We start from the raw sequence: 11973 nt of genomic DNA, 5'->3' as shown, positions 1-11973 counted from the left end.
AGATCTCTGCTCGCTGGAGCAGCACGCCTGTCCGTCGGACGGCGCCTGCGGCGGCCAGTTCACCGCCAACACCATGGCCTGCGTGTCGGAAGCCATCGGCCTGGCCCTGCCGCTCTCGGCGTCGCTGCCCGCACCCTATCTGACCCGCGACGCCTACGCCGTCGCCTCGGGCGAGACGGTGGTGCGGCTGATCGCCGAGCAACTGCGTCCGCGCGACATCGTCACCCGCAAGTCCTTCGAGAACGCCGCGGTCGTGGTGGCCGCCACCGGCGGCTCGACGAACGGCGGCCTGCACCTGCCGGCCATGGCGCATGAGTGCGGGATCGAGTTCACCCTGCGCGACTTCGCCGAAATCGCCCAGCGCACGCCCTACATCGCCGACCTGAAGCCCGGCGGCCGCTTCGTGGCCAAGGACATGGGCGAGGCGGGCGGCATGCCGATGCTGATGAAGACCCTGCTGGAAGGCGGGTACATCCACGGCGACTGCATGACGGTGACCGGCAAGACGATCGCCGAGAACCTGAAGGACGTGAAGTGGCGCGACGACCAGGTGGTCATCCGCCCGGTCTCCAACCCGCTTTCGCCCACCGGCGGCGTGGTCGGCCTGTGGGGCTCGCTGGCCCCCGACGGCGCCATCGTCAAGGTCGCGGGAATGCAGAGCCATCGCAGCCATCGCGGCCCCGCCCGGGTGTTCGACGGCGAGCAGGCCTGTTTCGATGCAGTCGAGGCCGGCGACTACAAGGACGGTGACGTCCTGGTCATCCGCTACGAAGGCGCCAAGGGCGGGCCCGGCATGCGCGAGATGCTCTCGACGACCGCGGCGATCTCCGGTCAGGGCCGCGGCGACAAGGTGGCCCTGGTCACCGACGGGCGCTTCTCCGGCGGCACGCGTGGGCTCTGCATCGGCCACGTGGGCCCCGAGGCCCAGATGGGCGGCCCCATCGCGCTGGTGAGGGACGGCGACATCATCGCCATCGACGCCGACGCCGGGACCCTGGACCTGGAGGTCGATCCCATCGAGCTCGAGCATCGGGCCAGGATGTGGAAGCCTAAGGTGACCAACTATCAGTCCGGGGCGCTCTGGAAGTACGCTCAGCTGGTCGGGCCGGCCCACCTCGGCGCGCTCACCCATCCGGGCGCGGCGGAAGAGACCCACGTCTACGCGGATCTCTGAAGATGAAGACCATTGGCGTGCTGGGCGGGATGAGCGCGGAGTCGACCGCCCTCTATTATCGCGAGCTGAACCGCCTGGTCCGCGAGCGGCTGGGCGGCCTGCACTCTGCCGAGCTGCTCATCCGCTCGGTGGACTTCGCGCCCATCGCCGCGCTGCAGGCTGCGGACAAGTGGGACGAGACCGGTGCGATCCTGGCGGAGGCGGCGCGGCGGCTGGAGGCGGCAGGCGCGGACCTGATCGTGCTGGCCACCAACACCATGCACCTGAACGCCGACGCCATCCGCGGCGGGATCACGGTTCCCTTCCTGCACATCGGGGACGCGACCGCCACGGCGCTGAAGGCGAAGGGGGTGACCCGCCCGCTTCTGCTGGCCACCCGGTTCACGATGGAGAAGGCGTTCTACAAGGACCGCCTGATCGCCGCCGGCCTCGACCCGCGGGTTCCCGACCAGGCGGGCCGCGACCGCCTGCAGGCGATCATCTACGACGAGCTGTGCCAGGGCGTCGTGCGGCCGGAATCGAAGGCCGCGGCCCTGGAGATGATCGCCCGGGGCCGGGCCGGCGGCGCGGACGGCGTGATCTTCGGCTGCACGGAAGTAGGCCTGCTGCTGTCGCCTGACGACGTCGACCTGCCGGTCGTCGACACGACCTTCGTCCATTGCGAAGCCGCCGTGGACGTCGCGCTCGGTTAGGGCAGGGCGCTCACCCCGAACAGGAACGGGTGCGCCCAGGCGAGAACCGCCCAGACCGCAACGGCCAGCACGATCCGCTGCCAACCGATCTCGCCAAGCTTCAGTTTCTGGCGGCCGCCGAGGATCGCGCCGAACGGCAGGTTGGACGTCTGGTCGGCGAAGGCGTCCCACTTTGGACCCAGCGCCCGCTTGCGCTTGGCGTCGATGCTGGCGGTCCCGAACAGGCCCAGGACGAACATCGATCCGAACAGCACGATGGCGGCCCGCTCGCCGTTCACGAGCAGGTGGCCCAGCGCCCAGAGAGCCACGCCCCACAGGAACGGGTGCCGGGTGATGCGCAGCATGCCCTTCACCGCGTCCGGCCGGTCCAGCACGCCTTCCTGGCGAACGCTGGTGGGATTGGGCGTCATCAGCCCCGGCAGGATCAGCAGCATGGCCAGGAGCTGCAGGCCGAGCTGGATCTGGCGGGTCGCGGGCGTGGCGGTCCAGTAGGCGGCGTTCCAGGCCTCGTGCCGCGCGTGGGCGAAGGCGAAGCCCAGCCAGGCGAGTCCCGCGATGGAGGCCAGCGAGAAGAGGCCCATGTACGGCCCCTGGCCGATTCGGCCGGTGAGCGCATCGCGCACGCGCGTGCCGGACACGAGCAGATGGAGCAGGACGAAGAAGGTGGCGGCGGCGAGCAGGTACGACATGGGCGGCCCTCGGCTCTTTAATTTACACCGTCAACGAATAGCATCCTCGGCATCGTCTTCAAACGCTTCGTCGCCGAAAAGGGGGCCGACGGGCTGCTGCAACGGAGGTTGCTGGCGCGGCGCGGGCGGCGACTGCTGGGTGGGCGCGGGCTGGACGGCGGGAGGCGTAGGCTTGGCGACGGGGCGGCGGAGCAGGGATTCCATCCGGGCCATCCAGCGATTGGCCTCGTGCAGGGCTTCTCCCGCGTCGAGCCGGCCACGCCGCGCCTCGTCCCCGGGGATCCAGAGATCCATCTCGAAATCGGGATGGGCAGGGTCGTCGAAGACGAAGCGCAGCCGCACGCGCTCTTCGGGATCTATGAGCTGGTCCAGCGCCCGGCGCGGCTCGCCGCGGAAGGCGCGGGCAGCCACCTGACGGTCCAGGATCAGCTCGACGCCGGTCAGTTCGTCCAGGCGATAGGTGAGCTGCCAGCCGCCCCGGTCCCAGGTGACGGCCAGCAGGTTCCGGGTCAGGTCGAACCCGATGCCGACGCCGCGGCCGCGCGCGACCAGCATCGGCTGGGGGGTGGCGCCCAGCGCCTGGCCAAGGGTGCGCCGGATCCGCCGGCCTTCGTCGAGGAACCAGACGCAGGCGCCGCCCAGCAGCGTCAGCGCCCCCCCTAGGAGCGCGAGCAACGTCAGGAGCCGCGCGACCTCGTCCATGGCGAACGAGGCTACGCCATTCCGCTGAGTCGGCTAAGCGCGAGGCTAGACGTCCAGTTCGACGACCAGGGGCACGTGGTCCGAAGGTTTCTCCCAGGCGCGCACGTCCCGGTGGATCGAGACGCCCGCCAGACGGTCCGCCGCCTGGGGCGAGAGCAGGGCGTGGTCGATGCGGATGCCGTTATTCCGCTGCCAGGCGCCGGCCTGGTAGTCCCAGAAGGTATAGGCGCCCGGCGCGCCGTCCGCCTGCAGGTAGGCTTCGGTGAGGCCCAGGTTCTTCAGCGCCCGGAACGCCGCGCGGCTCTCGGGCTGGAAGAGGGCGTCGCCCAGCCAGTTGTTGGGGAACTCCGCATCGCGCGGCTCGGGGATGACGTTGAAGTCGCCGGTGAGGACGAACGGTTCTTCCAACGCCAGCAACCGGCGGGCGTGGGCGTTGAGCCGCCCCATCCAGTTCAGCTTGTAGGCGAACTTCTCGGTGGCGATCGGATTGCCGTTGGGCAGGTAGAGGCAACCGACGCGCACCGGTTCGGGGCCGGAGACCAGCGCCTCGATGTAGCGGGCCTGTTCGTCGGCTTCGTCCCCGGGCAGGCCCCTGCGGACGTCCTCCAGCGGGGTCTTCGAGAGCAGGGCCACGCCGTTGTAGGTCTTCTGGCCGTGGACGGCGGCGTTATAGCCAAGCCGCTCAAAGGCTTCGGCGGGAAACTTCTCGTCGACGCACTTGATCTCCTGCAGGCAGGCGACGTCCGGCTTGGCCTCCTCGAACCAGCGGACCACCGTCTCCAGTCGCGCGTTGACCGAATTTACGTTCCAGGTGGCGATGCGCATCGAGGGCTCCGGGGAAGGTGAGGGGAAGCTAGAGGGGCGGGGGCCGTCGCTCAACGCCTTTGGACGCCGGCTTGACCGTCGTCGCGGCGCGTGGCCCCTGGTGGGGGCCATGTCGATCCTCATACGTCTCGCGATCCTCGGTGCGTTCGCTGCGGGGCCGGCCTTCGCGCAGGCGCCGCCGCCTGCGCCGGAGGTTCCGCCCTGCCGGCCGCAGTCGATCGTCGGCATGACTGTGCGCAATATCACGCCCGGCCTGGCGGCGTCCGACCCGCGGGCTCAGCCGAAGCGTCTGTGGCGGCTGGGCGCGAAGTTCCTCCGCAGCCTGGAATCGCCGGTGGCGCCGGGGGGCGACCAGGCGCTGGTCATCGTCGCCGAGCCCGATATCTGGACCATCAACACCGCCAACGGGATCGCCCGGCACAGCGTCGATCCCGGGCCGGTCCTGGAGGTGAGGGCGCCGATCCCGCCGCCGGGCGCGCCCACGGAGTTCATGGCCCTGGAGTATGGCTGCGAGCTGGAGTTCGTCACCGTCCGCGCGCCGGTCGCCCAGCGGACCATCCGATGGGGCGGGGTCAACGCCGGCGTTCACACCTATTCCATCGCGGAGCACAGCCTGGCGATCCTGATGGACGACCAGCGGGGCGAACCGCTGATGATCAGCTACATTCGCCAGGGAAAGCCGGTCCTCGTGCTTCGCTACGATGGCTATCGGCGCGGCCTGTCCGACCAGCTCGATCTGTTCCGCCCGCCTCCGGGCGTCACGATCTCGGAGGGGAAGGACCCGCCGCCACGCCAGCCGACGCCGCTGGACTGAGGGTCGTCAGATCGAGAAGCTGACGCCGCAGCCGCAGCTGGACTTGGCGTTGGGGTTGCGGATGCGGAACTCCGCCCCGGCCAGTTCGTCGACGAAATCGATCTCCGACCCCTTCAGCAGGGCCAGAGACACTACGTCCACCAGGGCCGCGGCGCCGTCGCGTTCGACCTTCAGGTCGTCGGGTTCGGCGGCGTCGACCAGGTCGAACTGGTACTGGAAGCCCGAACAGCCGCCGCCCTCGACGGCGACGCGCAGCATAATCGGACGGCCTTCCTCGGCGCCGATAGCCTGGATGCGCTTCGCCGCGGCGGGCGACAGGGTCAGGTCTGTGGTGGTCATGCTGTTAGACGAATGTCCTCGTACGCCTATATGAGGGCCTGAGCGGCTTCGACCAAGGGGCCATGAGTCAGAACGGTTACATGGCCTCGATTATCCCGGCGCGTGCGCCCTTCGCCGAAGATCCCTCCGCGTCCCGCGGCCGCAAGGTCCCGGAGGCGCACAGCCGCACCCGCACCGACTTCGCCCGCGACCGGGACCGGATCATCCACGCCACGGCTTTCCGTCGCCTGAAGGAGAAGACCCAGGTCTTCGTGGCGCACGAGGGCGACCATTTCCGCACCCGCCTGACCCACAGCCTCGAGGTGGCGCAGATCGCCCGGTCCCTGGCGACGGCGATGGGCCTGGACCCCGACCTGGCCGAGACCATCGCGCTCGCCCACGACCTGGGCCACCCGCCATTCGGTCATGCGGGCGAGGACGAGCTGCAGGTCCAGATGCAGGGCTACGGCGGCTTCGACCACAACGTCCAGACCTTCCGGGTGGTCACCAAACTGGAGCGCCGCTATCCGCGCTTCGACGGCCTGAACCTCTGCTGGGAGACCCTGGAAGGGGTGATCAAGCACAACGGCCCGGTGATCGACCAGCTTGCCAAGCCGTCCTGGAGCGCCATCTCGGAGTTCGACGCCCAGTACGCCCTGCGGCTCGACACCTGGGCTTCGGCCGAGGCGCAGGTCGCCGCCCTGGCCGACGATATCGCCTACAACAACCACGACGTGGACGACGGCGTACTGGCCGGCCTGTTCAACCTGGACGAACTGGCCGAGGTGCCGCTGATCGGGCCGCATGTGATCAGCGCCCGCAAGGACTACCCGGACTGCGAGGACGGCATCCTGCGGCTGGAAGCGGTCCGCCGGATGATCGGGGCCATGGTCGACGATGTCCTGGACGAGACGGCCCGCCGCGCGAAGGCCGGGAACGTCGGTTCGCCCGAGGCGGTGCGCGTGCTGGGGCACGCCCTGGTCGCCTTCTCGCGCGACATGGTCGAGGACCTGGGCGCGCTGCGCGCCTTCCTGATGGAGCGGATGTATCGCCACTGGAAGGTCAACCGCACCCGCAGCCAGGCCCGCCGGATCCTGGCCGAGATGTTCCAGCTGTTCATGGCCGAGCCCGACGTCCTGCCGGCCGAATGGTTCGGCCGCGCCCACGGCCGTGACGAGGCGGGGCGGGCGAGGGTGGTCTGCGACTACATCGCCGGCATGACCGACCGCTACGCGATCGAGGAACACAAGAAGCTGTTCCACCTCGACATCTGGAACTGAGGATGACGGTGCTCTCGGTCCGTGGGCCGATCTTCCATTCGCCTGGAGACGAAGGCGCTTTCTTCTGGTGGCTGAAGAAGATCGCGGCCGTGCAACGCGCGTCGAACCGTGGCCGCAATGTCGAGATCCAGCTGCGTCCCGGCAAGGCGTCGAGCGACGAACTTCGCGAGCTGCGTTCCCTGTTCCACCGCTACGGCATGGACACCTCGGACCTCGAGGAACTGGGACGCTAGCCGCCCACAGAAATCGGCATCGCGCCACACTGCGGTCCTCGCGACCTTCGATAGACTGTCTCGGAACGCGTGCGATTCGCGCGCGAGACGCCTCTCGGAGCTTCCGCGATGTCCGACCATGAGCGCGGCGCCTACACGCCCCCGACCGCCGACGCCCCGCTGAGCTTCGACCCGCGCCAGCCGGTGCGCGGCGCACGGCCGATCCCGTTCACCCTGATCCTGAGCGTGCTGGTGCTGGCGGCGCTGGTGGCGGCGATCTTCGTCTTCTACCAGTCGGGCGTGCGCCAGGCCGGCGAGGCCCCGCAGGCGGTGGGCGAGCCCGTGGGCGGCATCAAGTCGGCCGCGCCGGCCGAGGCCCAGCCCCAGGACCCCGCCGCTGGCCTGCAGATCTACCGATCGGACGAGGGCGCGCCGATGGAGACCGTGGCGCCCACCTTCACGCCCGAGCCCGAGCAGCCCCAGGCGCGTCCGACGCCGAAGGTGGTTGTGACCCAGGCGCCGCCGATCCAGGCCGCTCCGTCCGCCGCTACGTCGCAGGCGCTGAAGCCCGCCATTCCCGCGGCCCCAGCGCCCGTGCAGAAGGCCGCGCCGCCGCCCGCGCCGGTCCAGAAGGTCGCCGCCGCGCCGCCTGCGCCGAAGCCGGTCCCCCCACCCGTCCAGAAGGCCGCGCCAGCGCCCGAGCCCAAGGCGGCGTCGGGCGGCGCCGCCGTGCAGATCGGCGCGGTGTCCTCCACCGCCCTGGCCGACAAGGCCTGGAACGACGCGGTCGCCGCGGCTCCGGGTCTGGCCGCCGGCAAGGGCAAGAGCGTCCAGAAGATCGAGAAGAACGGCGGCACGCTGTACCGCACCGCCGTCACGGGCTTCGCGTCGAAGGCCGACGCCCAGGCGTTCTGCGCCAAGCTCCAGGCCAGCGGGAAGAGCTGCTTCGTCCGGTGAGCCTCAGCGCCTGCATCCTGGGCTGCGCCGGGCCCGACCTGACCAAGACGGAGAAAGCCTTCTTCGCCGAGGTCCGCCCCTGGGGCTTCATCCTCTTTGCCCGGAATGTCGAGACGCCGGATCAGGTGCGGGCGCTGACCGCGGCGTTGCGCGAGACGGTGGGCCGCGATGACGCGCCGATCCTGATCGACCAGGAGGGCGGGCGCGTGCAGCGCCTGGGACGGCCGCATTGGCGCCGCTATCCGCCCGGCCGCGCCTACGGCCAGCTCACGGGGCAGGATCGTCGGGAGATCGCGCGCCTGGGCGGGCGGTTGATCGCCCACGACCTCGCCGCCGTCGGCGTCAACGTGGACTGCGCCCCGCTCCTGGACGCGCCGGCGCCGGACGGCCATGCGGTGATCAGCGACCGGGCCTACGGCGACGCTCCCGCGGACGTCGCGCTGCTGGGCCGGGCCATGGCCGAGGGCCTGATCGCGGGCGGCGTACTGCCGGTGGTCAAGCATATCCCCGGCCACGGCCGCGCCCGGGTCGACAGCCATCTGGAACTGCCGGTGGTGGAGGCCGGCTGGGACGACCTGGACGCCCGCGATTTCGCGCCGTTCAAGACGCTGTCCGACATGCCCATGGCGATGACGGCCCACGTGATCTACGCCGCCGTGGACCGCAAGCGGCCGGCCACCACCTCCAGGAAGGTCATCCGCAAGGTGGTCCGCGGCGCCATCGGCTTTGATGGCCTGGTGATGAGCGACGACCTGTCCATGAAGGCGCTCGAAGGCGGCTTCCGCGAGCGCGCCGAGGCCGCGCTCAAGGCCGGGTGCGACGTGGTCCTCCACTGCAACGGCGACATGGCCGAGATGAAGGCCGTGGCGTCCGGGACCGCCGCCTTGAAGGGTGATGCGAAGCGGCGGGCGCTGGCGGCGCTGGCGCGGCTGCCCAAGGCCGTCGAGCCGTTCGACGCTGCGGAGGGGCGGGCTCGCTTCGACGCCGCGTTCGAGGGAAGGTTCGCGGCATGAGCGGCGGCTTCCAACCCTCTCTCGACTTTGCCGCGGCGGACAATGCGGCCGAGGACGGCGAGGCGCTGATCGTCGACATCGAGGGCTACGAAGGCCCGCTGCATGTCCTGCTGGCCCTGGCCCGGACCCAGAAGGTCGATCTGCTGCAACTCTCGATCCTGAAGCTGGCCGAACAGTATCTGGCCTTCGTTCAGGAGGCGCGCCGCCGGCGGTTCAGTCTCGCGGCGGACTATCTGGTGATGGCCTCGTGGCTGGCCTACCTGAAGTCGCGCCTGCTGCTGCCGAAGCCCGACCAGCCCAAGGCCGAGGAGCCGCCGGCCGAGGAGATGGCCCAGCGCCTGGCGTTCCGTCTGGCCAAGCTGGAAGCCATGCGCGAGGCCGCCGACCGCCTGCTGACCGGCCCGCAGCTCGGCCGCGACGTGTTCGGCCGCGGCGACCCGGAGGCCATCCGGATCGTCCCGTCCGGCCGGATCGAGGGCGACCTCTACAGCCTGATGAGCGCCTACATCGGCCAGCGCCAGAAGGAGTCGCAGCGCAGCTACAAGCCGCAGATTCCCACGACCTATGCGCTGGAGGACGCCCGCGACCGCCTGCGTCGCCTGCTGCCGGACCTGGAACGCTGGACGCCGCTGACCGGCGTCGCGCCGATGGGGACCCCGACCGCCGGCCCCAGTCGCGCCTCCTATGTCGCCTCCACGCTCTCGGCCAGCCTGGAACTGGTGAAGGAAGGCGCGCTCGAAGCCCGCCAGCTCGAGGCCTTCGCCGACATCTACCTGCGGGCCCGCAGGAGCGGGGCCGCGGCATGAGCGACGCCGCCCGCGAGATCGAGGCCCTGCTGTTCGCCGCCGCCGGCCCGCTGACGGCGGAGGACCTGGCCAAGCGCCTGCCGGAAGGCGCCGACATCGAGGCCGGCCTGGCCGAACTCTCGGCGCTCTACGAGGGGAGGGGGGTCGTGCTGGCCAATGTCGCCGGTGGCTGGCGCTTCCAGACCGCAGCCGACCTGGCCTGGCTGATGACCGAGGAGCGGGACGAGCCGCGGCGGCTCTCCAAGGCCGCCCAGGAGACCCTGGCGATCATCGCGTACCACCAGCCGGTGACGCGGGCCGAGATCGAGGCCGTGCGCGGGGTGCAGGCCAGCCGCGGCACCCTCGACGTGCTCCTGGAGCTGGGCCTGGTGCGGATGCGCGGTCGCCGCCGCACGCCGGGCCGCCCCGTCACCTTCGGCACCACCGACGCCTTCCTGGAGCACTACGGCCTGGCCGCGCTCGCCGACCTGCCGGGCCTGGCGGAGATGAAGGCCGCGGGCCTGCTGTCGCTGGACCTGCCGCCGGATTTCGCGGTGCCGGACCCCAACGCGCTCGCCGCCGACGAGGACCCGCTGGAGGCCGACGCGCCCGAATTCCATGTGGATTTCCTGGGCGAGGACGAGCCGGCCAACTAAGGCGCTCATGCCGCGTTGGCTTGCCGACCCCGGACGGACTATATAGCGGGCTCAAGACAACGGGCGTGCGGCATCGGGGCCGCGTTCACCGCCCAAGGAGAGTTCCGCGCATGGGCGCACTCAGCATCTGGCATATCCTTCTGATCGTCGTCGTGGCGGCGCTGCTGTTCGGCGGCCGCGGCAAGATCTCGGGGCTCATGGGCGACACTGCCAAGGGCATCCGCGCCTTCCGCGACGGCCTGAAGGGCGAAGACAGTTCCGAAGACGCGGCCGCCAAGCCGCTTCCGAAGGACGAGAAGGACAGCGCGCGCGGCTAAAGCCGACGGCTCCACTGCAATTCGCGCCGGCCGCCTTGATCGTGGCCGGCGCTTCTGTTTAGGCCACGGCCATGCTTCCCGAAGTCGGCGCGTCTGAGCTCATCGTCATCGCCATCGTGGCGTTGATCGTCGTGGGCCCGAAGGACCTGCCCATCCTGTTGCGACGGTTCGGCCAGTTCATGGCCAAGCTTCGCGGGATGGCGTCCGAGTTCCGCGCCAGCTTCGACGAGATGGCGCGCCAGTCCGAGCTGGACGACCTGCGCAAGGAGGTCGAGGCCATGCGCCGGGGCCAATTCGGCGATCTGGCCGACCATAACCAGGAGATGCGCTCGACCATCGGCGACATCGAGCAGAGCATGTCGGACGTGGGCGTTCAGCTGCACCCCCCGATGAGCTACCAGTACGACACCACCGAGGCTCCGCCGCCGCCCCTGGAGATCTCCGAGGCGCCCGCCAAGCCGGCCCGCAAGCCGAGGGCCAAGAAGGCGGTCGCCGCGGCTGAACCGGTCGCCAAGGGGCCCGCCGCGAAGAAGACCGCGCCAAAGGCCAAGTCCGTCGCGACGGTCGAGGGCGGACCCAAGCCGCGCAAGCGCGCCAGCAAGATCGTCGAGGGCGGCGCGTGAGCTACGAACACGACGAAGCCGAGATCGAGGCCTCCCGCGCGCCGCTGCTCGACCACCTCGTCGAGCTGCGCAAACGGCTGATCATCTGCGTGGTGGCGATCATCCTCGGCTTCGCGGTCTGCTTCGCCTTCTCCCCGCAAATCTATTACTTCCTGCTGCACCCCTTCAAAATGGCCGCGGCGATGTACGCAGCCTCGAAGCAGGGCCATGCCGCGGGGCCGTTCGACCTCCTGTTCGTACTGCTGGGGCTGAAGGAGGCGCCGATCCCGACCGGCGACCTGCGCCTGATGTTCACCGCGCCGCTGGAATTCTTCTTCACCAAGCTGAAGCTGGCCGGCTTTGGGGCCGTGGTGCTGACCTTCCCGGTCCTGGCCTGGCAGGTCTACGCCTTCGTGGCGCCTGGGCTCTACAAGCGCGAGCGCTATGCGTTCCTGCCGTTCCTGGTGGCCGCCCCGATCCTGTTCATGATGGGCGCGGCGCTGGTCTACTACATCATCCTGCCCTTTGTGCTCTGGTTCTCCCTGAGCCAGCAGATCATGGGGGCGGGGATCGCGGTGGAGCTGCTGCCCAAGGTCTCGGACTATCTGACCCTGGTCACGACCCTGCTGTTGGCCTTCGGCCTCTGCTTCCAGCTGCCGGTGGTGCTGAGCCTGCTGGGCCTGGCCGGCATCGTGAACTCAGCCATGTTGTGGAAAGGCTGGCGCTATGCGGTGTTCGCCGTGGTGGTGGTGGCCGCCATCGTCACGCCGCCGGATCCGATCAGCCAGCTGATGTTGGCGACGCCGATCGTCCTGCTCTACTTCGTCTCCATCGGCTGCGTGAAGCTGATCGAACTGCGGCGGAAGAAGGAAGACGCGTCCGCCGGAACGGACATCGTCGCCACCTAAGCTTGGCGCCCCTTCCGACGCGCTCTAGA

Annotated in this window: 16 protein-coding genes; 12 read left to right on the top strand and 4 right to left on the bottom strand. The window is 70.0% G+C overall.

The annotated features are described in order from the left end of the window. Positions 1 to 1174: dihydroxy-acid dehydratase domain-containing protein (locus EPO51_RS23100; protein ID WP_293355266.1), on the top strand; the 1174-nt coding region annotated here is incomplete at its 5' end. Between the two features lie 2 nt (positions 1175 to 1176). Further along, positions 1177 to 1866 (top strand): aspartate/glutamate racemase family protein, encoded by a 690-nt coding sequence (locus EPO51_RS23095; RefSeq protein ID WP_293355263.1) that lies wholly within the window; start codon positions 1177 to 1179, stop codon positions 1864 to 1866. Here the strand turns inward: EPO51_RS23095 and EPO51_RS23090 are convergent. From EPO51_RS23090 to xth, 3 genes are read right to left on the bottom strand one after another with little or no spacing between them, the layout of a single operon-like run. Then, complete coding sequence (locus EPO51_RS23090) at positions 1863 to 2555, bottom strand: NnrU family protein (RefSeq protein ID WP_293355260.1); 693 nt, start codon at positions 2553 to 2555, stop codon at positions 1863 to 1865. The two genes, EPO51_RS23095 and EPO51_RS23090, sit on opposite strands and share 4 nt — an antisense overlap. A 30-nt stretch (positions 2556 to 2585) precedes the next feature. Continuing rightward, the gene (locus EPO51_RS23085; RefSeq protein ID WP_293355257.1) at positions 2586 to 3257 is read right to left on the bottom strand and encodes a hypothetical protein; all 672 of its coding nucleotides are present in this window, start codon (positions 3255 to 3257) and stop codon (positions 2586 to 2588) included. A gap of 45 nt (positions 3258 to 3302) precedes the next feature. After that, positions 3303 to 4082 (bottom strand): exodeoxyribonuclease III, encoded by a 780-nt coding sequence (gene xth, locus EPO51_RS23080; protein ID WP_293355254.1) that lies wholly within the window; start codon positions 4080 to 4082, stop codon positions 3303 to 3305. Between the two features lie 109 nt (positions 4083 to 4191). On the opposite strand from xth, the gene EPO51_RS23075 reads away from it, so the two are divergent. Then, positions 4192 to 4896, top strand: coding sequence for a hypothetical protein (locus EPO51_RS23075; RefSeq protein WP_293355251.1), 705 nt, complete (start codon positions 4192 to 4194; stop codon positions 4894 to 4896). Positions 4897 to 4902: 6 nt separating this feature from the next. Here EPO51_RS23075 and erpA read toward each other — a convergent pair whose 3' ends face one another. Next, positions 4903 to 5235 carry an iron-sulfur cluster insertion protein ErpA gene (erpA, locus tag EPO51_RS23070; RefSeq protein WP_293355248.1) on the bottom strand — a complete coding sequence of 111 codons (333 nt, stop codon included), beginning with the start codon at positions 5233 to 5235 and terminating at the stop codon, positions 4903 to 4905. Between the two features lie 62 nt (positions 5236 to 5297). Here erpA and EPO51_RS23065 point away from each other — a divergent pair, with 62 nt between their 5' ends. The 9 genes from EPO51_RS23065 (at position 5298) to tatC (ending at position 11944) form a co-directional block, all read left to right on the top strand. Continuing rightward, on the top strand, positions 5298 to 6494 hold the full coding sequence (locus EPO51_RS23065) for a deoxyguanosinetriphosphate triphosphohydrolase (protein ID WP_293355245.1): 1197 nt from the start codon (positions 5298 to 5300) through the stop codon (positions 6492 to 6494). Positions 6495 to 6496: 2 nt separating this feature from the next. Next, positions 6497 to 6727, top strand: coding sequence for a hypothetical protein (locus EPO51_RS23060; protein ID WP_293355242.1), 231 nt, complete (start codon positions 6497 to 6499; stop codon positions 6725 to 6727). A 108-nt stretch (positions 6728 to 6835) separates the two neighbouring features. Further along, positions 6836 to 7663, top strand: a complete 828-nt coding sequence (ftsN, locus tag EPO51_RS23055; RefSeq protein WP_293355239.1) for a cell division protein FtsN — start codon at positions 6836 to 6838, stop codon at positions 7661 to 7663. Continuing rightward, complete coding sequence (gene nagZ / locus EPO51_RS23050) at positions 7660 to 8676, top strand: beta-N-acetylhexosaminidase (RefSeq protein WP_293355236.1); 1017 nt, start codon at positions 7660 to 7662, stop codon at positions 8674 to 8676. The genes ftsN and nagZ overlap by 4 nt, the downstream gene beginning before the upstream one ends. Then, entirely contained in the window at positions 8673 to 9482 is an 810-nt protein-coding gene (locus EPO51_RS23045) for a segregation and condensation protein A (protein WP_293355233.1), read from the top strand. Before nagZ ends, EPO51_RS23045 begins: the two co-directional genes overlap by 4 nt. After that, positions 9479 to 10117, top strand: a complete 639-nt coding sequence (gene scpB / locus EPO51_RS23040) for an SMC-Scp complex subunit ScpB (RefSeq protein ID WP_293355230.1) — start codon at positions 9479 to 9481, stop codon at positions 10115 to 10117. The genes EPO51_RS23045 and scpB overlap by 4 nt, the downstream gene beginning before the upstream one ends. Positions 10118 to 10227: 110 nt before the next feature. Continuing rightward, a complete protein-coding gene (gene tatA / locus EPO51_RS23035; RefSeq protein WP_293355227.1) occupies positions 10228 to 10434 on the top strand; it encodes a twin-arginine translocase TatA/TatE family subunit in 207 nt (68 codons plus the stop codon). 71 nt (positions 10435 to 10505) lie between these two features. Beyond that, positions 10506 to 11057 (top strand): Sec-independent protein translocase protein TatB, encoded by a 552-nt coding sequence (tatB, locus tag EPO51_RS23030; RefSeq protein WP_293355224.1) that lies wholly within the window; start codon positions 10506 to 10508, stop codon positions 11055 to 11057. Then, positions 11054 to 11944 (top strand): twin-arginine translocase subunit TatC, encoded by an 891-nt coding sequence (tatC, locus tag EPO51_RS23025; protein ID WP_293355221.1) that lies wholly within the window; start codon positions 11054 to 11056, stop codon positions 11942 to 11944. Before tatB ends, tatC begins: the two co-directional genes overlap by 4 nt. The last annotated feature ends 29 nt before the right edge of the window (positions 11945 to 11973 follow it).

The sequence above is a fragment of the Phenylobacterium sp. genome (assembly GCF_004297125.1).
Classification (GTDB): domain Bacteria; phylum Pseudomonadota; class Alphaproteobacteria; order Caulobacterales; family Caulobacteraceae; genus Phenylobacterium.
Note: the sequence above shows the minus strand (reverse complement) of the source record. Positions and strands in the feature narration are given on the sequence as shown.